Genomic DNA, 25,033 nt, shown 5'->3' with positions numbered 1-25,033 from the left:
TCAGGGAGTATGAACACAAAAAAGATAGATAGTAATCGATGGGAAAAAATCTGGATTCTTCTGTCTGCGGCAGCAGGAAGTAGCGGTGTATACTTTGCTTTCGGATCGGTATTCGATCCGGCAGCTGATATCCGCATGTTCGGAATCGGAATGCTGATGTTTGTGATCTGCTGGTTTCCGTATGTGTGGATGGAAAAATATGTATGGGCAGGATGTGCTGTGGGAATTCTTCCTGTGGTATGGTTCTGGTTTGTGCAAAGAGAGGCCATACAGGAGGGGCTGAAAGAAGAGGTCATCGGAAATTCCGTGCTGCAGATTCAGCAGTATTTCAGGGAAATACAAAGTACAGTACGGGTCCAGGCGGACGAAAGGACCATGGCAGCGGGGATGCTGGCACTTTGCGGCCTGTTTCTGGCAGTCTGCGTTCTGGCAGGATCCGTCCGGAAGCTACGCATGGTTGTGATTCTTCTCTATGCGGCAGTCTTTTCCTTTCCGTTTTTTACCGGAATGACAATCAGGGCGGAGGGAGCGGCGCTGCTTGGATGTGCGGTTCTCTGCCTTGTGATGGCAAGTCCGGTCAGCGCAAAACGCCCGCTTGTCATTGCGGCCGCTGCAGCACTGGCAACCGGCGTGCTGATTCCGAAACAGCAGATGGAAACCTTTTTTGCGGATCCGGCAGCATGGCAGGACCGGATCGAGGACTTCTTTACGCGGGCTGCATACGGCGGCGTGTCGGACGGGAAACTGGGAACTTTTGATGAAATGGTGGAAAGCGGTGAACTTCAGCTTGAGGTAACCCTTTCAGAACGGCCGGAGCAGGACGTTTATTTTCAGGGATATATCGGAACGGATTACCGTGACAGCCGGTGGGTAAAATCAAAGGAAACAGGAGGACTTTCCGAAGAAGAGATCAGCAGAGCACGAAATGCAGAGTATGAGACAGTGCGGGAAAACAGTGGACAGCTCGGATATCAAAGTGTGACAGCTGAAATTACAAGAAGAGGGGCAAGCAGAGCGTACCGGTACCTTCCGTATAAAAACAGCCAGACAGATGATTTTTATGGAGATACCTATGTGGAAGGCCGGGGAAGAAGCTATGCGGTGGAAGCCGTTCTGGCAGGCGATATCGGAGAGTTGAAAATCAGTCCGGAAAATGTGGCATATGAGCAGACAGAAGATAGAGAAGCCTATACAGACTTTGTAAACGAAGCCTATCTGCAGGTGCCTGAAGAATTCCGTGAAAAGTGGGAGGATACGGCACGGATTCTTCGAGGAAGAACACTTCGCAGCACAGTCCGGGAGGTGGCGGATTATCTTGGAACAGTTGCAGATTATACAAAAAGCCCGGGGAGAACACCGGATGGAGAGGATTTCGTTGAATATTTTCTTGGAGAAAGCCACGAGGGATACTGCGTTCATTTTGCTTCAGCAGGTGTGCTGTTCCTGAGAATGAATGGAATCCCTGCACGTTTTGTATCCGGATATATCGCAAGACCGTCAGAGTTTGAAGAGACAGAAGACGGAATGTATCTGGCTGAACTCGATGACAGTACGGCACATGCCTGGGCGGAGGTTTACGTAGAAGGCTGCGGATGGCTTCCGGCAGAAATGACGCCGGCATACCGGCAGAATTCTGCGGGAGGAACATCAGAGCCGGACGGGCCTGTAAGTGTAGTGGGGGAGACGGATCCGCAGACAGAAGAACCGCAGACACCGGAGCAGGATTCTACGTCTCAGCAGGAACCACAGCCGGATACGCAGACAGATGTACAGGACGGAACAGGACAGTCATCAGAAAATCAAAACGGAGATGGAACGAGAGAGGAGATGCTTTCCGGAAGAATCTGGATAATCCCGGTATCTGCCGCCCTGGCAGCGCTTTGTTTACTTCTTTTTGCACGAAGAAGAAAATGGAGAAGCGTCCGGATGCAGAAAGACTTGCGGAACAAATATCTCAGGCTGTACCGGATTCTTTATCAGATGATGGAGTATGACAGGAAGAAACCGATTCCGGAGGACGAGGAAGAGATTTGCCGGATCCTGAAAGAAACCTATCATATTTCCAACAAGAGGAGCAGGAAGATCATCATCCGGTTGCTGGAAACAGCTTTTGGAAACAGAAATCCGGAGAAAAGAGATCTCAAAGAACTGGAAAAACTCTGTATTTCTGTACGGGAGAAAAGTATGGCGTCCAAAAATCTCTTCCAGAAATTTCTGTTTGTGTTTGGAAAAGGATTCTAAATAAATATTGAAAGATGAAAGCGGATACGGTATAATAAATCTAACCTGAAATGTTCGATAACTCTTGTAATTTTGAACCTACAAAACTTTAAACGGGATTCCTATTATCTCTGTAATATGTCAGGCCTCATTACATCAGTGGAAGGCAGAAAAGCAGATGCGGTTGCCCACCTAGCGGACTGCTAGGAGTCAAAATACAGGAGCCGGCATTTTGGGGGTGCGTACGAAAGAGAAAGAGCAGTCGTGATACGGCTGCTTTTTACTTTATAGCGGAAGTTTTCCGAAAAGGACGGCTTTTTTCGACATGTCTTTGAGGAGGTGCTTTGGATAAGGATGCCGCTTCGGAAACATACATATAAAAAACAGATGAGACATACATTAGGATAAATGCGGCGGACAAGGTGCGTAAGATGAAAAAACACTGGAACGGTAATTTTTTATATTATTTTGGCGGGATTATACTGAGTCTTTTTTTGTGCGTAGGATTGGTGCATATGGTTTCGGGCGGATATGAAGCGGAGACTGGAAAGAAAGCGGTTTCCAAGAAAGAAGAAACAAAAGAGAAGAAGACGCCGGAGGAGCAAAAAGGAAAAGAGGAGCAGGAGCAGCCCGTCATACGGGTACTTTTAAAGACCGGAGGGTATACGGATGAAGTACATCCAAATGTAGCCGTATCGGCAGGGGGAGGACTTCTTCTCGAAGGAGCCGGAGGAAAGCGGGAAGCCAAAGAGGGCGAGACCGTGACGATTGCCCCGGATGATCCGTTGTTTGAGGGCGGAACCATACGTGTAAAAACAAAAAAAGAGGGAGATAAGATTACGATTTCCAGTCTGAAGAGAGGATACGGAGTGCCTTCCTACAGGGGAGAACTGGAGTTGTTTTCTACCGCTCAGGGAATTGCTGTCATCAACGAGATTCCTCTGGAAGAATACCTGTATGCAGTAGTGCCGAGTGAGATGCCGGCTTCCTATGAAGAAGAGGCACTAAAGGCACAGGCAGTCTGCGCAAGAAGCTATGCCTACTGTCATATGGAAGGGCAGGCGTATCCGGAATATAAAGCCAATGTGGACGACAGTACAGCTTATCAGGTCTATGGAAATTCTGCCGAGCAGGAAAAGACGATTGCCGCGGTGGACGCAACAATGGGAGAGAAGCTGAAGTATCATGACACTGTGGTGAAAGCGTATTATTTTTCCACTTCCTGTGGAAGAACCACCAATGTAGAGGCGTGGGGCACGAAAGTTTCAGATGCTAATTCATACCTGAAGGGGACCAGGGTGGAGGAAAACGGAACCTGCTATGAAAAAGATCTGCCGTGGTTTTCCTGGAGCTGTGATATCCCGGTTGAGACCGTTTCCAATCTCTTTGGACTGAATACCGGACAGGATGTCGGTACGATTTCGCAGATCGAAATTACAAAAAGGGGGGAAGGAGATGTGGCACTGGAAATGAAAGTAACAGGATCCAAAGGAAGCGCTGTGATCCGAACGGAAAATAAAATCCGTAGCGCACTTGGTGGAAACGGGTATAAAATCCAGAAACAGGACGGCACAGAGGCAGCATCTGCTAAACTGCTGCCGAGTGCATTTTTTACAGTAGAAAAGCGGGGGGGAAGTTTTCACATTAAAGGAGGCGGATATGGACACGGAATCGGAATGAGCCAGAATGGGGCGAATGAAATGGCAAAAAAAGGGAAAGATTATATAACAATCCTTGGAATGTTTTATGATAGTGTGGAAATTACAGCGGATTGATGGTATGATAACAGGAAAAAAGGACAGAATGAGGTAGAATATGATCAAAAAACAGTGGGACCGGATCATGAGAATATTGGATCGAGCGGCACAAAGCCATGTCGGGGCGTATGCTGCTCAGTCTGCGTTTTTCTTTGTCCTGTCACTGATTCCGATTATCCTGCTTCTAATGACAATGGTACAGTATACGCCGCTTACAAGAGGCGATGTGATGACGGCGGTTACGGAGGTATTCCCGAAGACTGTCACGCCCTTCCTGATATCCATTATCAATGAAGTATACAGCCAGTCCACAGCAATCATTCCAGTGACGATCCTTGTCGCATTGTGGTCGGCTGGAAGAGGGGTGCTTGCGATAACGTCCGGACTCAACTGTATTTATCAGAGCAAGGAGACGAGAAACTATTTCTATCTGAGACTTAGAGCATCCGTTTACACGGTGCTGTTTCTTCTGGTTATAATTTCCTGCCTTCTCCTTGCCGTATTCGGAAACCGGATCAGCATTTTCGTAGAAATAAACGCTCCGGTGCTGCAAAAGGCAGTTGACTTTTTGATCCGAATCCGAACCTCTTTGACAGTCGGAGTAATGATGCTGTTCTGTATGCTTTTGTACCGCTTTCTGCCGGACGTAAAAATCAGAACCAAATGGAAGCATCAGATACCAGGATCTGTTTTCAGCGCAATTGGCTGGCAGATTATTTCCCTGATTTTCTCTGTCTATCTGGACATTTTTGAGGGATTTTCCACTATGTACGGGAGTTTGACGACCATTGTCCTTGTCATGCTCTGGCTGTACTTCTGTATGTACATGATTTTGCTTGGTGGCGTGATCAACATTACCATTTTCAAAGATAATCTGGATAAGGCTTGACAGACAGCGGCAGCACACCGTATACTGGAAAGGCAAAGAAATAAGAAATGAGGTGAAAGGATGATCATTACTTCCTGTAAATGTTAAGACAATGAAACATAACGTACACAGAAGACGCCGGAGGCGGATTCTGCCCGTACACATTGCAGGAAGAGACATTCTTTTTTCATTATAGAAACAAGAGGAAAAGATGACCAGAAGAGTCATGAAAAGAAGAACTGTTCTTTTCATGACTCTTTTTCTTTTGGCGATGTTCGGGGACGTGTTCCGATGCACCGGAACACGTCCCCGGTATAGCCTAAGTTAAAGTCGGGCTTTTTTGCAGTGTGTGCATGGTGAAAGGGGATGATGAGATGTCGCAGATACAGATTACAGATCTTACTTTTTCGTATGATACGCATTTTGAGTCGATTTTTGAGCATGTGAGTGTGCTTTTGGATACGGACTGGAGGACGGGGCTGATTGGTCGGAATGGGACCGGAAAGACGACGTTTTTGAAGCTGTTATCGGGTGCGTATCCGTACCGGGGAAGGATCCGTATGTCGGAGACGGCGGAGTATTTTCCGGTGGATATCCGGGATGTGAGGAAGTCTTCTTTGGAGGTCCTGGAGGAAATTGATCCGGATTATGAGTTCTGGAGAGTTTTAAGAGAGATGGAATGGATGGGAATGGATTCGGCCATCCTGGAGCGGCCTTATGGGACGCTTAGTCCGGGAGAGCGGATCCGGCTACAGCTTGCGGTGCTGTTTGCCAAGGAGCATGCGTTCCTTCTGATTGATGAGCCGACAAATCATCTGGATGAGGAGGGGAGGCAGATGCTGGCCTCTTATCTGAGCAGGAAGAAGGGATTCCTTCTTGTTTCCCATGACCGGAGGCTTCTGGATGCCTGTACGGATCATACGATGGCGATTGAGCGCAGCAGCATCCGGATCTACAAGGGAAGTTTCCAGACATGGCAGAGAGAAAAGAGTCTGCGGGATCAGGCGGAGTTGGAGCAGAATCAGAAGCTGAAAAAGGAGATCCGCCATCTGGAGGCGGCGGCAAGGGAGGCCGGAAGATGGGCAGGTAATAAGGAGAAAGAAAAGATCGGTCATAAAGTGGGAGGACTGAAGCCGGACCGGGGTGCAATCGGCCATAAGGCGGCGAAGATGATGAAGCGGTCCAAGGTGCTGGAGCACCGGATGGAGAAGACGGCTAAAGAAAAGGCAGGGCTTTTAAAGGACATCGAGACGGTGGAGGAACTGAAAATGTTTCCACTGGATTATGAGAAGGATCGTCTTGTTTCCGTGGAAGGGATTTCGTTTGCCCGCGGGGACCGTCAGATTTTGAAAGACTTTTCGTTGGAAATCCGGCGGGGAGACCGGATCGCTTTGAAAGGGCCGAATGGCTGTGGGAAGACGACGATTCTGAAGCTGATTGCAGGGATCTATCAGCCGGATGAGGGAAGAATTCAGACCGGAAGCGGCCTGAAGATTTCGGTTGTCAGCCAGGATTCTTCTGAAATGAGAGGAACGCTGGCGGAGCTGGAAGAGGAGGCGGGACTTGATAAAACGCTGTTCCGGGCTGTTTTGAGGAAGCTTGATTTTTCCAGAGACCAGTTTGACAAGCGTCTGGAGGAGTACAGCGAGGGTCAGCGTAAAAAGGTGCTTCTTGCAAAGAGCCTCTGCGAGCCGTCCCATCTATATATCTGGGACGAGCCGTTAAACTACATTGATATATTCACAAGAATTCAGATTGAGAATCTGATTCTTGAGCGGAAACCATACATGATCTTTGTAGAACACGACAGTGTATTTACCGAACGGATTGCAAAGAGCGCTGTACGTTTCGAAAAAGATCCTCAAACCGCCGGATTTAAAGCAGTTTTCGAGAGTTCCGGACTTGACAAAGAGCAGGGGGATGTTTAAAATAAAGAAGATACAGTAAAGGCTGTGAATGTGTCAGTAGGATATCTGATCTCCGACAGAGAGAAGGAGCCGCAGGCTGGAAGCTCCTTTCGATTTGACAGATATGCCGAATTTCCCACAGGAGCTGCATTTCTGAACAGAGAGTAAGAAATGACGTGTAGTGCACGTTACGCATACAAGAGAGCCTGCCTTTTGACGGCAGGAATCAGGGTGGTACCGCGGATTGATTCTCCGTCCCTTTTTGGGGCGGAGTTTTTTTTGTTTACCGGAAAGGATTGGACTTTCCTGAATACGAAAAGCCTTCTGTTCGGTACAGGCTGCCTTGGTTGATGAGTAAAGGAGGAAAATCATGAAAGAAAAGCTTCAGAGCATCAGAGAAGAAGCATTAAAGCAGATCCAGTCTGCAGATGTGCCGGAAAAATTAAATGATGTACGTGTCAGGTTTTTAGGTAAAAAAGGAGAACTGACAGCAGTTCTCAAAGGAATGAAAGATGTAGCGGCAGAGGAACGTCCGAAAGTCGGACAGATGGTCAATGAAGTCCGCCAGGAAATCGAAGGTATTCTGGATGAGACAAAGAAAAAGATGGATGCAAAGATCCGGGAAGAAAAATTAAAAGCTGAAGTGATCGATGTTACGCTTCCATCCAAAAAGAATGTAGTGGGACACCGTCATCCGAACACTATTGCCCAGGAAGAGGTAGAGCGGATCTTCATCGGTATGGGATATGAAGTAGTCGAAGGACCGGAGATCGAATACGATCTCTATAACTTTGAGAAGCTCAACATCCCGGCAGATCATCCGGCAAAAGATGAACAGGATACATTCTATATCAATAAGGATATCGTGCTCAGAACACAGACTTCCCCGGTACAGGCTCGTGTCATGGAGCAGGGGAAACTTCCGATCCGTATGATCTCTCCTGGACGGGTATTCCGTTCTGACGAGGTGGATGCAACGCATTCTCCGTCTTTCCATCAGATCGAAGGACTTGTAGTAGATAAAAATATTTCTTTTGCGGATCTGAAAGGAACGCTGGAAGTTTTCGCAAAAGAGCTGTTCGGACCGGAGACAAAGACAAAATTCCGTCCGCATCATTTCCCGTTCACAGAGCCAAGCGCCGAGGTGGATGTGACATGCTTCAAATGTGGCGGAAAGGGCTGCCGTTTCTGTAAGGGATCCGGATGGATCGAGATCCTTGGCTGCGGAATGGTACACCCACACGTGCTGGAAATGTGCGGAATTGACCCGGATGAATATACCGGTTTCGCATTCGGTGTAGGGCTTGAGAGAATTGCCCTTCTGAAATATGAGATCGACGACATGAGACTGCTGTACGAAAACGACATCAGATTCTTAAAGCAGTTCTAGGATAAGGGAGGAAAAAAGATCATGAATACATCATTATCATGGATTAAAGCATATGTCCCGGATCTGGACGTGACAGAGCAGGAATACACAGACGCCATGACACTGTCCGGTACCAAGGTGGAGGGATATGAAAAGATGGATGAAGATCTGGACAAGATCGTGGTAGGGCAGATTGAGAAGATCGAAAAGCATCCGGATGCGGATAAGCTTGTCATCTGCCAGGTGAATATCGGAAGCGAGACAATTCAGATCGTAACCGGAGCGCCGAATGTGGAAGAAGGACAGAAAATTCCGGTTGTTCTCGTGGGAGGCCGTGTAGCAGGCGGACACGACGGAAGTAAAACGAAAGGCGGAATTGAAATCAAGGCCGGAAAACTGCGCGGAGTGGACAGTTACGGCATGATGTGCTCCATCGAAGAGCTTGGTTCTACAAAAGAAATGTATCCGGAAGCACCGGAAAACGGAATCTATATTTTCCCGGATGATGTGGAAGTTGGTGCAGACGCCATTGAAGTACTTGGACTTCATGATGCGGTATTTGAATATGAAGTCACATCCAACCGTGTGGACTGCTTCAGCGTGATTGGAATCGCAAGAGAAGCAGCGGCAACATTCGGAAAGAGCTTCCATCCGCCGGTTGTTAAAGAGACCGGAAATGAGGAGAATGCTTCTGACTATATCAAAGTGACTGTCAAGAATCAGGATCTTTGCTCCAGATACTGCGCAAGAGTCGTAAAAAATATTAAAATCGGACCGTCTCCAAAGTGGATGCAGAGAAGACTTGCATCTGTCGGAATCCGCCCGATCAACAATCTTGTTGATATCACAAACTACGTGATGGAAGAATACGGACAGCCGATGCACGCTTACGATCTGGATACCATCGCAGGAAAAGAAATCATTGTCAGAAATGCAGAAGACGGTGAGACATTCACGACACTGGACGGTCAGGAGAGACACCTTGACAAAGACGTACTGATGATCTGCGACGGCGAAAAATCCATCGGAATCGCCGGAATCATGGGAGGCGAAAATTCCATGATCACAGATCACGTGCACACCGTTCTGTTTGAGGCAGCATGCTTTGACGGGACAAATATCCGTAAGTCCAGCAAACGTGTAGGACTGCGTACCGATGCATCCGGAAAATTTGAAAAAGGACTGGATCCGAACAATGCAAAGGCAGCGATCGACCGTGCATGCCAGCTCGTAGAAGAGATGGGCGCAGGTGAAGTAGTCGGAGGAACTGTAGATGTATATGGAAAGGTAAAAGAGCCTGTTCGTGTTCCGTTTGATGCAGATGCCATCAACCGTCTTCTTGGAACAGATATTTCTAAAGAAGAGATGATCGGATACCTTGCAAAAGTAGAACTTGCCTACGATGAAGAGAGAAACGAAATCGTGGCTCCGACCTTCCGCCATGACATTTTCCGCCTTGCGGACCTGGCAGAGGAAGTGGCAAGATTTTACGGCTATGACAATATTCCGACTACCCTTCCGAAGGGAGAAGCGACAACAGGAAAGCTTTCCTTCAAGCAGAGAATCGAAGCTTCCGCAAGAGAAATCGCGGAGTTCTGCGGATTCAGCCAGGGTATGACATATTCCTTCGAGAGTCCGAAAGTATTTGATAAACTCCTGCTTCCTAAGGATGCGCCGGAACGTCAGGCAATCCAGATTTCCAATCCGCTTGGAGAGGACTACAGCATTATGCGTACCATTTCCCTGAACGGAATGCTGACTTCTCTTGCAACGAACTATAACCGGAGAAACAAAGATGTAAGACTCTATGAGCTTGGAAATATTTATCTTCCGAAATCACTGCCGCTTACCGAACTTCCGGAAGAGAGGATGCAGTTTACACTTGGAATGTACGGAGAAGGCGATTTCTTCAGCATGAAAGGTGTTGTGGAAGAATTCTTTGAAAAGATCGGCATGCGCAAAAAAGAACAGTACGATCCGAACGCGGGCAAATCCTTCCTGCATCCGGGACGTCAGGCAAATATTGTTTATGAAGGAACCGTTGTCGGTTATCTTGGAGAAGTTCATCCGGAAGTTGCGGACAATTATGGCATTGGCGGACGTGCATACGTTGCAGTCATCGATATGCCGGAAGTGGTTGCACGCGCAACATTTGACCGGAAATACAGCGGAATCGCAAAATTCCCGGCTGTGACAAGAGATATCAGTATGGTAGTTCCAAAAGAGATCCTTGCAGGGCAGATCGAGGCGATGATTGAGCAGAGAGGCGGAGACATTCTGGAAAGCTACAATCTGTTTGACCTTTATGAAGGCGCTCAGATCAAAGAAGGATACAAATCCATCGCATATTCGATTGTATTCCGTGCGAAAGACAGAACGCTTGAGGAATCAGACGTGACGAAAGCCATGAAAAAGATTCTCAACGGTCTGGAGAGCATGGGCATCGAACTGAGACAGTAAAGAGGAATCGTCATCATGATGAAAAAAGAAGACTTTTATTTTGAACTGCCGCAGGAACTGATCGCGCAGGACCCGCTGGAGGACCGCTCCGGCTCGAGACTCCTTGTCCTTGACAAGGAGTCCGGTGAGATTGAGCACAGAACCTTCCGGGACATCAAAGAGTATCTGGAGCCGGGAGACTGTCTGGTGATCAATGATACCAAAGTCATTCCGGCCCGGCTGATCGGGTCCAAAGTGGGAACAAATGCAAAGATCGAGATTCTGCTTTTAAAGAGAAAAGAAAATGACATCTGGGAAACCCTTGTAAAACCCGGAAAAAAGGCAAAGCCCGGGACGAAAATCAGCTTTGGCGAAGGGCTTCTCATCGGAGAAGTGCTGGACGTGGTGGATGAAGGAAACCGCCTGATTCAGTTTTCCTACGAAGGAATCTTTGAGGAGATTCTGGATCAGCTTGGACAGATGCCGCTCCCGCCGTATATCACCCATCAGCTGGAGGATAAAAACCGCTATCAGACCGTGTATGCAAAACACAGCGGATCCGCGGCAGCTCCGACGGCAGGCCTGCATTTCACGCCGGAGCTTCTGGAAGAAATCAAAGAAAGCGGTGTCGAGATCGCTCATGTGACACTTCATGTCGGGCTTGGCACCTTCCGCCCGGTGAAAGTGGAGAATATTCAGGAACACCATATGCACTCGGAGTTTTACCGGATTGAGGCTTCTGAAGCAGAAAAGATCAATCGTGCAAAACGGGAAGGACACCGGGTGATCTGTGTCGGAACGACAAGCTGCCGCACGGTGGAGTCGGCGGCAAAACCTGACGGAACACTGTCAGAATGCAGCGGATGGACAGAGATTTTCATCTATCCGGGATATCGGTTTAAAGTACTGGACTGCCTTCTGACGAATTTCCATCTCCCGGAATCGACTCTGATTATGCTGGTCAGCGCACTGGCAGGAAGGGAGCATGTGCTTCATGCATATGAGGAAGCAGTAAAAGAACGCTACCGTTTCTTCAGCTTTGGGGATGCCATGCTGATCCGGTAACAGACAGTATAAAAAAAGAAAACTGGAAGCAGAAATCTATGGGCTTTGGATTCTGCTTCCAGTTTTTTCTTTTGAGGGTTGGAAGGTTTATGTTTGGTTTCATAGTTAAATAACTATTACAATACATACTATACCGGAAAAATATGAAAGGAATGTGTACGCCGGATAAAAGGATTCTTAAAAAACGAAAGAAACTATTAAAAAAGTCTTTACGATCCGGAAATACTATCTGGATATAGTAAAACCACGGCCTCCAACGTAGTTGACGTTGTCGATGACAGTAAAAGCAGTAGGATCAATCGTATAAATCATCTTTTTTACATCGTTGATCTTCCGGTACGGCAGAATGGTAAGGATCACCTTGGATGGATCCAGATGATATCCGCCCTCTGCCTGAAGGAAAGTCAGACCAAGATCAAAGGTATGCAGAAGTTCCTGACGGATCTTTTCATGCTCGGAAGAAAAAATCAGAAGCTGGACTTCTGAACGGCCGTAGGTGATGACCTTATTAACCATGATACTGGTAACAAGTATGACAATAATTCCGTAAACTGTCTGAAGAAGTGGCTTTGAGACTGCCTGCAGAAGAATCACGGTGCAGTCGCACACATACATGACAACAGAGACAGGAATGCGAAACTTCTTATTGAGAACAACACCGAGAATGTCAAATCCGCCGCTGGAACCATTTGCCCGCAGGATAATGCCGCTTCCGATTCCAAGAAGACATCCGGCAAGAAGGCTGCTCAGAAAAGGATCCTGAGATAACGGAAGAAACAGGTCGATCTGGGAGAAGACATCCAGAAGGACCGGAAACAGGAAAGTCATAATCAATGTTTTAAAAATGAATTCCTTCCCGGCAAACAGCCATCCGACAAGAAACAAAAGGATATTGATACAAAGTACAATCGCAGACAGAGGGAGCGGAAGCAGGTTCTGCAGAATAACAGACAGACCTGTCACACCTCCTGCCACAAAATTCTGAGGCAGTACGAAGAGACCAAATGCGGCAGCCGTCATGGTGCCTCCTACTACGATCAGGAGATAAGACAAGAGTTTTTTCTTCATAATATAGTACCTCCAGGGATTTGATTAGTTTCGATCTGTACTATATAGTACAATCTGAAAGCACGGAACGTCAAGTTAATGCGTTGAACTGAAAAAAGCTCCCGGGCAGGACTGTAACTGCCGGAGAGCTTTTTGAAAGCGGAGATGGTGGGAGTCGAACCCACGCGCCCTTGCGGACCTATCGCATTTCGAGTGCGACCTCTTACGACCACTTGAGTACATCTCCATAGTCGCTGATAGAATCAGCTTATATATTATATCAAAAGATCTATAAAAAGAAAAGAGAAAATCCGGAAAAAAATCAACTTGCCTTTTGTAGAAAGACAACTGTCTTTGTATGCGAGAAAAAGACAAGAGAGATTAAAATGTTTGTCAGAGACGGAAAAAATGCTTGAAATTTTACAAAGGAGGGAGTATTATTAAGATAGAAATTAGGCAGTTTGTCAAAAGAACGGAGGAATTCAAAAATGAGCGATAACATGATGTGGGCATTGGTAAAAGAGAAACCGGAAGCAGGTTTATGGATGAAAAGAGTACCGATTCCGGAAGTAGGACCAAATGATGTAAAGATCAAAATCCACAAAACGGCTATCTGCGGTACAGACGTACATATTTATCAGTGGAATGAATGGGCACAGCATACGATTCCGATCGGACTGACAGCAGGTCATGAGTATGTCGGAGAAGTCGTAGAAGTAGGTCCTGGAGTACAGGGATTCAAGATCGGAGATCTCGTATCCGGTGAAGGACATATCACATGCGGCAAATGCCGGAACTGCCTGGAAGGACACAAGGAAAACTGCAAAGATGCAAAAGGTGTTGGCGTCAACAGAAATGGTGCATTTGCAGAATATCTTGTAATTCCGGCTTCCAATGTATGGCCGTGCAATCCGAATATCCCGGAAGAGATGTATGCGATTTTTGATCCGTTCGGAAACGCTACACATACAGCTCTTTCCTATGATATGCTGGGAGAGGATGTTCTGATTACAGGCGCAGGACCGATCGGAATTATGGCAGCGGCAATCGCAAAATTTGCAGGAGCAAGACACGTTGTTGTTACAGACCTGAACCAGTATCGCCTGGATCTTGCAACAAAACTTGGGGCAACAAGAACAGTAAACTTAAAAGAAGAAAAACTGACAGACGTCATGAAAGAAATTGGTATGACAGAGGGGTTTGACGTAGGTCTTGAAATGTCCGGAAGCCCGGCAGGACTTTCTGATATGATTCACAATATGAAACACGGCGGAAAGATCGCGCTTCTCGGACTTCAGGGAACAGAAACGAAAGTCGATCTGGAGACAGTAATCTTCAACGGTCTGAATATCCGCGGTATCTATGGAAGAAAAGTATGGGATACCTGGTACAAGATGTCCACAATGCTTCAGGCAGGACTTGATATTTCCCCGATCATTACACACCGCTTCGACATCAAAGATTACGAAAAAGGATTCGAGGCAATGATCTCCGGAAATTCAGGAAAAGTAGTACTTGACTGGTCTCATATCAATGACTAGGCAAGCGATCGAAGATAAGAAAGGAAGATAGATTCAAATGGCACGTAAAAATGATATTTTAAGCATTTATACAAAAACAGTAGATGAAATCAAAGAAGCAGGCCTTTTCAAAGGGGAAGCTCCGATCTGCTCTCCTCAGGGAGCAAAAGTAGTTCTGGAAGATGGAAAAGAGTACCTCAACATGTGTGCAAACAACTATCTGGGACTTGGTAACAACCAGAGACTGATCGACGCTGCAAAGCGTACTTATGATGAAAGAGGATTCGGTGTTGCTTCAGTACGTTTCATCTGCGGAACACAGGACATTCATAAACAGCTGGAGAAAAAGATCTCTGATTTCCTTGGAACAGACGATACTATCCTTTACTCCTCCTGCTTTGACGCAAACGGCGGTCTGTTTGAGACAATTCTGAAAGCAGAAGACGCAGTCATCAGTGATGAACTGAACCATGCTTCCATTATCGATGGAGTACGTCTCTGTAAAGCAAAGAGATATCGTTACAAAAACAATGATATGGAAGATCTGGAAGCAAAATTAAAAGAGGCAGATGAAGCCGGAGCAAGAATCAAACTGATCGCTACAGACGGTGTATTCTCCATGGACGGTATCATCGCAAACCTGAAAGGTATCTGTGATCTTGCTGACAAATACAATGCACTTGTTATGGTAGATGACAGCCACGCAGTTGGATTTGTAGGCAAAAAAGGCCGTGGTACAGCAGAATACTGTGGAGTAGAAGGCCGTGTAGATATTATCACGGGAACACTTGGAAAAGCCCTGGGCGGAGCATCAGGCGGATACACATCCGGACGTCAGGAAATTATTGACCTGCTTCGTCAGCAGAGCCGTCCGTATCTGTTCTCCAACTCTCTTGCACCGGCAATTGTCGGAGCAAGTATGGAACTGTTTGATATGTTAAGCGAAAGCACAGAACTCCGTGACCATCTGGAGGAAGTTACTACTTACTACCGCCAGAAACTGGATGAAAATGGATTTGACGTTATTCCGGGAACACATCCATGTGTGCCGGTTATGATCTACGATGAGAAGACAGCTGCTGAATTCGCTAAGAGAATGATGGAAAAAGGTGTTTATGTCGTAGCATTCTCCTATCCGGTAGTACCGAAGGGAAAAGCAAGAATCCGTACACAGGTATGTGCAAGCCATACAAAAGAAGATATCGATTTCATCGTAAAATGCTTCATCGAAGTGCGTGAAGAAATGGGACTGAACAAATAACATTATATTGTGTAGCCATGATAGCAGAAAGACGCCGGAAGGCGTCTTTTTGCATGAAAAGAAAAGTACGGTCCGGGTCAATGTAAAATCTTGGAGAAAGATATTGCTTTTCTGCGGAAAAGGAGTATAATGATTAAGATTTCATAAAAATTATATAAAATTTTTTTGTTTACGCAGGAGGAATCATGAATATCATTATTGTAGGAGCTGGAAAAGTAGGAACAACAATTGCAGACCAGCTTAGCTCTGAAAATCATAATATTACGATTATTGACCTGAATCAAAAGAAAGTGGAAGAGGCGGAAGAAGAGTTTGATGCGATGGGGATTGTGGGAAACGGTGCCAGCCATCAGGTACAGGTGGATGCCGGTGTCATGGATGCGGAACTTCTGATCGCGGTTACCGGTTCAGACGAATTGAATCTTCTTTGCTGCCTGATCGCGAAGAAGACGGGAAAGTGCCAGACAATCGCAAGAGTAAGAAATCCGATTTACAGCAAGGAAGTAAACTTTATCAAGCGCCAGATGGGCCTGTCGGTTGTTATCAATCCGGAGCTGACGGCCGCTCAGGAGATTTCCCAGCTACTTCGTCTTCCGTACGCCAAGAAGGTTGATACATTTGCAAGAGGAAGGGTGGAAATGATCAAATTCCGGATGAATCCGGAACTCCATATGGATGGACTTCAGGTCGCGGATATTATTTCCAAAATGAAGTGTGATATTATGATCTGCGGCGTGGAGAGACAGGGACAGGTTGTGATCCCGAACGGAGATTTTGTTCTGAAGAACAACGATCTGGTATCCATGATGGCAGTGCCGAAGGAGACGGCAAAGTTCTTCCGCAAAATGGGGATTCCGACCCATCAGGCAAAAAGTACACTGATTGTAGGCGGGGGCACGATAGCATACTATCTTGCAAAGCAGCTTCTCGAAATGAGGGTGGATGTCAGAATTATAGAACAGAATAAAGAGCGGTGTGAGATGCTCAGTGAACAGCTGCCGGAAGCTACGATTCTTCAGGGAGACGGAACTGACAAGGAATTTCTCCTGGAAGAGGGTCTGATGCATACGGATTCCTTTGTGGCGCTGACCAATATGGATGAGGAAAACCTGATGCTTGCACTGCTTGCACGAAAATACTCGAACGCAAAACTGATTGCCAAGGTCAACCGGATTCACTTCGAGGAAGTAGTGGATGAACTGGATATTGACAGCGTTATCTATCCGAAAAACCTTGCGGCGGATCACATTGTCCGCTATACAAGAGCGATGCAGAATTCCCTTGGAAGCAATGTGGAGACTCTTTACAAAATCCTGGACGGACAGGCGGAAGCGCTGGAGTTTGTCATCCGGGAAGATTCCAGTGTCACAAACCAGAGGCTTATGGATCTTCCGTTAAAGGATCATCTGCTTGTATGTTATATCAGCAGATATGGAAAACTGAAGATGGCCCGTGGACAGGACATGCTGAAAGTAGGGGATTCCGTGATTATCGTGACAACTCACAAGGGTCTTCACGACATTACGGATATTCTGAAATATTAATGAGAGACCAGACGGGGAAAAGGAGTAAAGACTATGAATTATTCTATGGTAATGTATATCGTAGGGTGGATACTGAATTTTGAGGCAGCGTTTATGCTTCCTTCCTGTCTTGTGGCGGTGATTTATCAGGAAAAATGCGGAATTTCTTTTTTGATTACAATGGCAGCTGCACTGGTAATCGGAATACCGCTGACGGTTCGGAAACCCAAAAACAAAGACTTCCATTCCAGGGAAGGATTTGCCAGCGTTGCCCTTGGATGGATTGTACTGAGCATCGTGGGGGCGGTACCATTTGTGATAAGCGGAGTGATTCCAAATCCGGTGGAAGCGTTGTTTGAGGCAGTATCCGGATTTACAACCACCGGATCCAGCGTTCTGACGAATGTGGAGGTAGTGCCGCGCTGTATTCTCTTTTGGAGAAGTTTTACCCACTGGATCGGCGGAATGGGAGTACTCGTTTTCATTATGGCGATTCTGCCGCTGAGCGGAGGAAAAAATATCAATCTGATGCGGGCGGAAAGTCCGGGACCGTCCGTCACAAAAATGACTTCCAAAATCAAGAGTACGGCAAAAGTTCTGTATCAGATCTATATTGTCATGACAATCATTCAGATCATACTTCTTCTGATCGGGAAGATGCCTTTGTTTGACGCACTTACCATCACATTTGGAACGGCCGGGACCGGCGGCTTTGGAATTAAGAACGACAGTCTTGCCGGATATTCGCCGTATCTGCAGTATGTAGTGACAACTTTCATGATTTTGTTCGGTGTTAATTTTAATTTTTATTTCCTTCTGCTTCTGAAAAAACCGATAGAAGCATTAAAAAGCGAGGAAGTCAGATGGTATTTTGGGATCATTGCGGCGGCCGTGCTTGTGATCTTTTTGTATATCCGGTCTTCCTATCCGACCGCAGAAGAGGCTTTCCGGCATTCTGCTTTTCAGGTGGGATCTATTATTACAACGACCGGGTATGCAACGACAGACTTTAACCTCTGGGCACAGGTGCCCCGGACCATTCTGGTCATGCTGATGTTTGTAGGGGCATGTGCGGGAAGTACCGGAGGAGGAATCAAGGTATCCCGTATTCTGATTCTCGGAAAGACCATCAGAAAAGAACTGAACCAGCTTGTACATCCTACCGGAGTCAAGAAACTTCAGATGGACGGACGGCTGATTTCACACGAAGTACTCAGGGCTGCAAATGTCTATATGATTATTTATATTCTGATTTTTGCGTTTTCGGTACTGCTGGTTGGAATTGATGATTTCGATCTGGTAACAAATTTTACAGCAGTAGCAACGACATTAAATAATGTCGGCCCTGGACTTGAAATGGTCGGGCCGACAGGAAATTTCAGTGCGTTCAGCAATGGAACGACACTCGTTATGATCTTTGACATGCTCGCCGGAAGGCTGGAACTGTTTCCGCTTCTTTTATTATTCCATCCGGGAGCATGGAAAAAGTTTTGATTACATATCAGGAAAGTGGATAGAACGGGCAGAGGGTTTTCAGACACTGTCCGTTTTCTTCATGGAAAGAACAGCGGATGCTGCAGGAAACCGGGAGTTCCACCTGAAAATGCTCTTTTGTAAATTCTACTGCACTTAAAATAGCAAGGAATGAATCCCGTTTGCAGCATCTTGGACCGCCGTGAGTTCCAATGTTTTCCAGAGACCTGGAGGTCATTTGATTGGAAAGTCCCCAGGAAGTACCGGCAAGAGGAGTTGCCTTTGAGAGGATGGAGCAGTATATTCCAGTGCTGACTCCGGCACCGCAGCATCCCCAGAAGCCGCAGACACCGCCAGGCACCTGTTTGCCACGTTCTTCCATTAAAGAGAGCGCTTCCTCAAGATCGATACTGCCTCCACAGTTTTTATAAGCGGTCAGAAGGGCGGAGCCGACGAGGATATGGTGTTCAGGTCCATGCATATAGATAAAAGGATTCTGCATGATCTGCTGTGCGATCTGAATCGGATCTTTCAGATCCGTGGAAAGGCAGAAGTCCCGGATGGCTTCAAGTCCCTTTGCTTCGTGACAGGAATCGCAGACAAAATGTCCATCTTCACAGCAGGCATTGGATAAAAACGTCTGATGACAGATGGAACATTCCATTTCTTTTGCGTGTTCTGTATAAATCAATTCTTTGCCGCAGATTAAGCAGGCGTTTGGATTCCGTTTCATATGTTTATTCTCCCTGGTTTTCATTTTTACATTTAAAATCCACAGGATGCCAGAAGCATATCGATCGCATCCAGAAGAGAAGCTTTTTCTTCCGGAAGGCGTCCCTGGATGGTATAGGTATTGAGGACGGTAGTGTCATGGAACATGCAGTCTTTGACGGTCAGATTTTCCAGCATGATCCGTTCCTCCCAGAGCATCTCGGCATCGTTCATCATGTCGAAGTGCCCTTTCTTTGCATCCTTATAAAGCGGGGTGTCCGGCCAGAGTTTCAGCTTCAGACACCAGATATCCGCCGGGTGCAGCTGGTTTAGCAGCCGGGCGGTGGCAAGGGCATGGTGGACGGAAAAACGGCGCCCGCCAAGTCCAAGAATAATGGTGACATAATATTCGATTCCCACAGCCTCCAGCCTTCGAAGCTGTACAAGCATATCCATGGAGGTGACTCCTTTATTCTGCTCAAGCAGGATGGAATCACTTCCGCTTTCCAGTCCGATGTGGAGGGTGGAAAGTCCCATCTTATGGAGCATCCGAAGCTCTTCATCCGTTTTCCGTGCAATGTCGTCTATGCGGGAATACATGGAAAATTCGTGAATATTCGGCATATACTGATCTGTCATATCAAAAATCTGGCAAAGCTTCTGATAATCAAGAACAAAGGCGTTTTCTCCCAGCAGAAAGAGCCGGTACGCATCCGGGCGGAAACGGCCCAGGATCTGCATGTTCCGCCGGATCTGTTCCATGGAATGAATCTGGAACGGGTCCTTTGCAAAGTCGCAGAACCGGCATTTCGCGTGGCTGCATCCAAGGGCAACCTCCAAGGCCGCGCAGTCCTGTTCGCTTGGCGGCAGATAGATCGTATCGTGTGTATAGATGGAGGCGAATAATTCTTCATTGGTCATCATAAGACACCCCTTTCTTTTCGAAAGATTATACGGTAAGTGTGTGCAGAGCTTCAAAAAATCCCGGATAGGAGACATCGACACACTGTTCTTCCAGAATCGTTGTCTCCCCTTCAGAGGCAAGTCCTGCCACAGCAAATGCCATGGCGATACGGTGGTCCATGTAAGGGTGGATTTCGGCACCGTGGAGCGGTTTCCCGCCCTGAATAATCATGCCGTCGTCGGTTGGAGTGACATCTGCGCCCATGGCCTTCAGATTTTCCGTTACGGTCCGGATCCGGTCGGTTTCTTTCACTTTCAGCTCTGCCGCATCGCGGATGATGGTCTGGCCCTTGGCAAATGCGGCAAGGACGGCGATCATCGGAATTTCATCGATCAGCGTCGGGATTACCGTTCCCTCGATGCAGACGCCGTGAAGACTGGAACTGCGTACGAGAAGATCTGCGGTCGGTTCTCCCGCACCCTGATTCTGATTGAGATAGGTAATATCGGCCCCCATATCTTTGCAGACCTTTAAAATTCCAGCACGGGTTTCGTTGATCCCCACGTTTTTAATCAGAACTTCTGATCCCGGTACCAAGAGGGCGGCAGCGATAAAATAGGCCGCGGAGGAAATATCGCCCGGTACAAGAATGTCCTGGGCGTAAAGCTCTTCACATGGAGAAATCCGGATTTCGGCGGAGCCGTCTTTTAGGATCTCTGTATGAAGATCGGCTCCAAACTGGGAGAGCATCAGCTCGGTATGGTTTCTGGAAAGAGCCGGCTCATGGACAGAAGTCTCTCTGTCAGCATACAGCCCTGCAAGGAGGATGGCCGATTTGACCTGGGCGGAGGCTACCGGAGAATCGTAGTGGATTCCGTGAAGATCCATTCGTCCGTCGATCTGAAGCGGGGCACAGCCATTTCCGTGGAGACTTTTGATCTGTGCGCCCATCATGGATAGCGGGCGGATGATCCGTCCCATAGGTCTGGAATTTAATGACGCATCTCCGGAAAGTACAGAAGTAAAATTCTGGGCGCTTAGGATTCCGGAAATCAGTCTTGTAGTTGTACCGCTGTTTCCCACATCCAGTGTGGCGGCAGGAGCGGTAAGCCCGCGGATTCCTTTGCCGTGGACGAGAATCCGGCCGTCAGATTCTTTTTGGATTTCAATTCCCATCTGACGGAAGCATCCGATGGTAGAAAGGCAGTCCGCACCCTCCAGAAAGTGGCGGACGGAGGTCACGCCCTTTGCAAGGGCTCCGAACATAATGCTTCTGTGGGAGATGGATTTATCTCCCGGTATGGTAATCTCTCCTTTCAGAGGAGAGGATGATTTGATCTGTCTCATAAATAATCTCCCTTATATCATTTTCGGCTATCAGGAACGCTCATAGACCGTATAGCGGTGTCTGCGGAGAACCTGGGCTGCCTTTTCCTGAGCGGCACCTTCATAAAATTCAATTCTGAGAACACCTTCTTCGAACTCGCGGTTGTGAATGATCCCGATATTTTTAATACTGATATTATTGGAGGCAAGGATGGTTGCGATGGTGGCAATCCCGCCCGCCTCATCGATGATATCACAGTAGATGGCAAAAAGCTTTTTGATCGGCCCGGCGGAAATATCCGGAACAGAATTCCGGTAGTTCCGTGAAGTGTCGAAGAAATTGTAGATTCCCTGGGAATCGCCCGCATCAATCAGCTTTTTGGCGTCCTCCAGTGTCTTGATGTAGTTTCCGAGAATTTCGGAGACATTTTCCCGGTTTGTCATAAGGACATGTTCCCACATCGTCGGGGAAGAGGATGCAATCCTTGTGATATCCTTAAAACCGCCGGCGGCTAATAGTTTCATCAGTTCATCCGTCGTATCATGATCCCGGACGAAATTGACAAGGCCGGAGGCGATTACATGCGGCAGATGACTGATCGTTCCTGTGATGTAATCGTGCGTCCTGCAGTCCAGTGTGACCGGAATCGCGCGGATTGCCTGAATAAACTCTGTGAAGGCCTGTATTTTTTCCTTCTGTTCAGGTCTGGACGGAGAGAGAATATAGTAGGCATTCTCAAGCAGAACCGCCTTGGAATTCACATATCCGGATTTTTCTGATCCTGCCATCGGGTGCCCTCCGATAAAAAAGTCGGAGAGCCCAAGTTTTTCCACCTCCTGATGGATCGGCGTCTTGACGCTGCCGACATCGGTCAGGATCGTTTTCTCTGAGAGAAACGGCTTTATCTGGCTTAAATAGGCAGAATTGTAAATGACCGGTGTGCACAGAAACAGATAGTCACACCCTTTGAAATTTTCGTCAATGACTGTTACCGCCGTATTGATGACCGATTCGGCAGTTGCAAGGGCCAGCGTTTCCCGGCTTTTATCAAAAGCGACGATCTCACTTTCCGGAAAATACTGGCGGATGGCCTTTGCGATCGAACCACCGATCAATCCAAGCCCGATAAATCCTGTTTTCATAATAAAGTCCTCATCTTTCCTGATCTTGTTATTTCTTCCATTTTAGAAGATTTTCAGATGTTTGTCAAAATACATCTGACAGAATCCATATTCAAAATGTTCAAGTAATAGTCAACTATTCAGCCATGCAGCTCAGATTCGCAGCTCGCGCTGCTTTTCGCTGCTTACGCAGCTGAATCTTCGCTTATGGCTAAACGCCATATGTCCTGAAACAACTCAAACCTTCTGCAAGCAAGCTTGCGCCAGGTTTTCATTGTTACAGGCCGCATGGCTGAATAGTTATAGAAACATTGTGAAAATTCAATAAAAGAGTTGTAAAATTACGAAAAATTTAGTACAATATACCCATGATTACTGTTAAAACAAGAACGGTAAAATTTGAGCTAGAAAATCAAGGAGGCAGCACTATATGAAAGTTTACAGGACGGATGAAATCAGAAACGTTGTTTTGTTAGGTCATGGCGGATGCGGAAAGACAAGTCTTGCAGAAGCGATGGCCTATGTATCAGGCGCGGTAAACAGGATGGGAAAAGTAGGGGACGGAAATACCATCAGCGATTTCGATAAAGAGGAACAGAAACGCGGATTTTCTATCGGCACGAGCCTGATCCCGATCGAATGGGAAAAAGCGAAAATTAATGTGCTGGATACACCGGGATACTTCGACTTTGTAGGTGAAGTGGAAGAAGCTGTCAGTGTTGCGGATGCAGCAGTCATTGTTGTTTCCGGAAAAGCGGGCGTAGAGGTCGGAACGGAAAAAGCATGGGAACTCTGCGACAAATACAATCTGCCGCGTATGGTTTACGTGACAGAGATGGATGTGGACGACGCAAGTTTTCGTCAGGTTGTGGAGACACTCCGTGAAAAATACGGGAAGGTGATCGCACCGCACTTCATGCCGATCCGTGAAAACGAGAAGCTCGTCGGATACGTTAACATTATCAAGAATGCGGGACGCCGCTACACAGAGATTGGAAAGAGGGAAGAATGTGAGATCCCAGATTACTGTATGGAATATCTCCAGCAGTACAGAGAAGCATTGATGGAATCAGTGGCAGAGACCAGTGAGGAATTCCTGGACCGCTATCTTTCCGGAGAGGAGTTTTCCATTGAGGAGATCCGTTCCGCGATGCGTACGGAAGTAATGGATGGAGATATCGTTCCGGTAGCAATGGGATCCAATCTTCAGGCACAGGGGGTTGCAAACCTTCTTTCTGATATCGTACGGTTCTTCCCAAGCCCGGCAAACCGTGAATGTGTCGGCATGAACCGGAAAACAAATGCCATCTATGAGGCAAATTATGATTTTGCGAAAGCAAAGAGTGCATATGTATATAAGACCATGGTGGATCCGTTTATCGGAAAATATTCTTTCATCAAAGTGTGCTCCGGCGTTATCAAAGGTGATGACGTGCTGTACAATGCAGACACAGATGCAGAGGCAAAGCCGGGCAAGATTTACACGATGCTTGGAAATAAGCCGATTGAAGTATCAGAGCTGTTTGCAGGAGATATTGGGGCCATTGCAAAACTGACCACTACGAAGACAGGAGATACACTTTCTACAAAGAACACACAGATTGCATACGCAAAAACCGAGTATTCTCAGCCTTATACCTACATGAAATATACGACCAAGACCAAGGGAGATGAAGATAAGGTATCCCAGGCACTTTCCAGAATGATGGCAGAAGATGTGACGATGAAGGTTGTCAATGATACAGAAAACAGACAGATTCTTCTGTACGGTATGGGAGACCAGCATCTGGAAATTATTGCAAGCAAACTCGCCTCCAGATATAAAGTAGAGATTACTCTTGAGAAACCAAAGGTAGCATTCCGCGAGACGATCCGGAAGAAATCCGATATTGATTCCAAATATAAGAAACAGTCAGGAGGACACGGACAGTATGGTCATGTCAAGATGACATTCGAGCCGTCCGGTGATCTGGAAGAGCCATTCGTATTTGAAGAAAAAGTCGTAGGAGGAGCGGTTCCGAAGAACTACTTCCCGGCTGTGGAAAAAGGTCTCCAGGAAGCTGTACAGAAAGGACCTCTTGCCGGATATCCGGTAGTCGGAGTGAAAGCAACGCTGTACGATGGTTCCTATCATCCGGTAGACTCTTCTGAAATGGCATTTAAGACCGCAACGATCCAGGCATTCAAGAAAGGAATCATGGAAGCATCTCCGGTACTTCTTGAACCAATCGCATCCCTGAAGGTAACAGTTCCGGATGAATATACCGGTGACGTTATGGGTGATCTGAACAAGCGCCGCGGCCGTGTGCTTGGCATGAATCCGGTCAACGGAGGAAAACAGGCAATTGAAGCCGATGTTCCGATGATGGAGCTTTACGGATACTGCACGAACCTCCGTTCCATGACAGGAGGACGCGGTACTTATGAATATCAGTTTGCAAGATATGAGCAGGCTCCGTCCGACGTTCAGGAAAAAGAGATTGCAAACAGAGCAGCAGAGGAATAATCGTACCTTGAAAGA

17 protein-coding genes, 1 tRNA gene, 1 other RNA gene and 1 other annotated feature are annotated in these 25,033 nt (G+C 47.0%); of the genes, 13 read left to right on the top strand and 6 right to left on the bottom strand.

Annotated features, from left to right (window positions below; translation table 11 throughout):
- Positions 1 to 9: 9 nt before the first annotated feature.
- The 8 genes from H6A32_RS08135 (at position 10) to queA (ending at position 11,625) form a co-directional block, all read left to right on the top strand.
- Positions 10 to 2,241 carry a transglutaminase-like domain-containing protein gene (locus tag H6A32_RS08135; RefSeq protein WP_204864093.1) on the top strand — a complete coding sequence of 744 codons (2,232 nt, stop codon included), beginning with the start codon at positions 10 to 12 and terminating at the stop codon, positions 2,239 to 2,241.
- Positions 2,242 to 2,280: 39 nt separating this feature from the next.
- A non-coding RNA gene (ssrS, locus tag H6A32_RS08130) (6S RNA) lies at positions 2,281 to 2,463 on the top strand.
- Between the two features lie 272 nt (positions 2,464 to 2,735).
- Positions 2,736 to 3,995, top strand: a complete 1,260-nt coding sequence (locus tag H6A32_RS08125) for a SpoIID/LytB domain-containing protein (RefSeq protein ID WP_243424880.1) — start codon at positions 2,736 to 2,738, stop codon at positions 3,993 to 3,995.
- Positions 3,996 to 4,035: 40 nt separating this feature from the next.
- A complete protein-coding gene (locus H6A32_RS08120; RefSeq protein ID WP_087167449.1) occupies positions 4,036 to 4,866 on the top strand; it encodes a YihY/virulence factor BrkB family protein in 831 nt (276 codons plus the stop codon).
- A 353-nt stretch (positions 4,867 to 5,219) separates the two neighbouring features.
- On the top strand, positions 5,220 to 6,773 hold the full coding sequence (gene abc-f, locus H6A32_RS08115) for a ribosomal protection-like ABC-F family protein (protein ID WP_204864092.1): 1,554 nt from the start codon (positions 5,220 to 5,222) through the stop codon (positions 6,771 to 6,773).
- Between the two features lie 15 nt (positions 6,774 to 6,788).
- Positions 6,789 to 7,015: a binding site (T-box leader), on the top strand.
- Positions 7,016 to 7,122: 107 nt separating this feature from the next.
- The gene (gene pheS / locus H6A32_RS08110; protein WP_087167447.1) at positions 7,123 to 8,142 is read left to right on the top strand and encodes a phenylalanine--tRNA ligase subunit alpha; all 1,020 of its coding nucleotides are present in this window, start codon (positions 7,123 to 7,125) and stop codon (positions 8,140 to 8,142) included.
- A 21-nt stretch (positions 8,143 to 8,163) separates the two neighbouring features.
- Positions 8,164 to 10,581 carry a phenylalanine--tRNA ligase subunit beta gene (pheT, locus tag H6A32_RS08105; protein WP_204864091.1) on the top strand — a complete coding sequence of 806 codons (2,418 nt, stop codon included), beginning with the start codon at positions 8,164 to 8,166 and terminating at the stop codon, positions 10,579 to 10,581.
- 18 nt (positions 10,582 to 10,599) lie between these two features.
- Positions 10,600 to 11,625, top strand: a complete 1,026-nt coding sequence (gene queA, locus H6A32_RS08100) for a tRNA preQ1(34) S-adenosylmethionine ribosyltransferase-isomerase QueA (protein ID WP_087167523.1) — start codon at positions 10,600 to 10,602, stop codon at positions 11,623 to 11,625.
- A gap of 225 nt (positions 11,626 to 11,850) precedes the next feature.
- Here queA and H6A32_RS08095 read toward each other — a convergent pair whose 3' ends face one another.
- Both H6A32_RS08095 and H6A32_RS08090 read right to left on the bottom strand, forming a co-directional pair.
- Positions 11,851 to 12,693: a YitT family protein gene (locus H6A32_RS08095; protein WP_087167445.1), complete on the bottom strand. Its 843-nt coding sequence runs from the start codon at positions 12,691 to 12,693 to the stop codon at positions 11,851 to 11,853.
- 139 nt (positions 12,694 to 12,832) lie between these two features.
- Positions 12,833 to 12,919, bottom strand: a tRNA-Ser gene (locus H6A32_RS08090).
- Positions 12,920 to 13,160: 241 nt separating this feature from the next.
- Between H6A32_RS08090 and tdh the strand changes: the two genes are divergently transcribed.
- The 4 genes from tdh (at position 13,161) to H6A32_RS08070 (ending at position 18,470) form a co-directional block, all read left to right on the top strand.
- Positions 13,161 to 14,213, top strand: a complete 1,053-nt coding sequence (tdh, locus tag H6A32_RS08085) for an L-threonine 3-dehydrogenase (RefSeq protein WP_087167444.1) — start codon at positions 13,161 to 13,163, stop codon at positions 14,211 to 14,213.
- A gap of 37 nt (positions 14,214 to 14,250) precedes the next feature.
- The gene (locus tag H6A32_RS08080; RefSeq protein WP_087167443.1) at positions 14,251 to 15,453 is read left to right on the top strand and encodes a glycine C-acetyltransferase; all 1,203 of its coding nucleotides are present in this window, start codon (positions 14,251 to 14,253) and stop codon (positions 15,451 to 15,453) included.
- A 185-nt stretch (positions 15,454 to 15,638) separates the two neighbouring features.
- Complete coding sequence (trkA, locus tag H6A32_RS08075; protein WP_204864090.1) at positions 15,639 to 16,997, top strand: Trk system potassium transporter TrkA; 1,359 nt, start codon at positions 15,639 to 15,641, stop codon at positions 16,995 to 16,997.
- A gap of 33 nt (positions 16,998 to 17,030) precedes the next feature.
- Positions 17,031 to 18,470, top strand: a complete 1,440-nt coding sequence (locus H6A32_RS08070) for a TrkH family potassium uptake protein (RefSeq protein ID WP_087167441.1) — start codon at positions 17,031 to 17,033, stop codon at positions 18,468 to 18,470.
- A gap of 7 nt (positions 18,471 to 18,477) precedes the next feature.
- Here H6A32_RS08070 and H6A32_RS08065 read toward each other — a convergent pair whose 3' ends face one another.
- The 4 genes from H6A32_RS08065 to H6A32_RS08050 are packed head-to-tail and all read right to left on the bottom strand — an operon-like array spanning position 18,478 to position 22,533.
- The gene (locus H6A32_RS08065; RefSeq protein ID WP_191427645.1) at positions 18,478 to 19,182 is read right to left on the bottom strand and encodes a DUF5714 domain-containing protein; all 705 of its coding nucleotides are present in this window, start codon (positions 19,180 to 19,182) and stop codon (positions 18,478 to 18,480) included.
- 32 nt (positions 19,183 to 19,214) lie between these two features.
- Positions 19,215 to 20,084 carry a radical SAM protein gene (locus H6A32_RS08060; RefSeq protein WP_242960090.1) on the bottom strand — a complete coding sequence of 290 codons (870 nt, stop codon included), beginning with the start codon at positions 20,082 to 20,084 and terminating at the stop codon, positions 19,215 to 19,217.
- 25 nt (positions 20,085 to 20,109) lie between these two features.
- Positions 20,110 to 21,411: a 3-phosphoshikimate 1-carboxyvinyltransferase gene (gene aroA, locus H6A32_RS08055; RefSeq protein WP_204864089.1), complete on the bottom strand. Its 1,302-nt coding sequence runs from the start codon at positions 21,409 to 21,411 to the stop codon at positions 20,110 to 20,112.
- Between the two features lie 30 nt (positions 21,412 to 21,441).
- Positions 21,442 to 22,533, bottom strand: coding sequence for a prephenate dehydrogenase (locus tag H6A32_RS08050; protein ID WP_204864088.1), 1,092 nt, complete (start codon positions 22,531 to 22,533; stop codon positions 21,442 to 21,444).
- Positions 22,534 to 22,942: 409 nt separating this feature from the next.
- On the opposite strand from H6A32_RS08050, the gene H6A32_RS08045 reads away from it, so the two are divergent.
- Complete coding sequence (locus H6A32_RS08045; RefSeq protein ID WP_087167436.1) at positions 22,943 to 25,018, top strand: elongation factor G; 2,076 nt, start codon at positions 22,943 to 22,945, stop codon at positions 25,016 to 25,018.
- Positions 25,019 to 25,033 lie beyond the last annotated feature (15 nt).

Source organism: Drancourtella massiliensis (genome assembly GCF_016900655.1).
GTDB classification, from domain to species: domain Bacteria; phylum Bacillota; class Clostridia; order Lachnospirales; family Lachnospiraceae; genus Sellimonas; species Sellimonas catena.
This window is presented reverse-complemented; position numbering and strand designations above follow the sequence as displayed.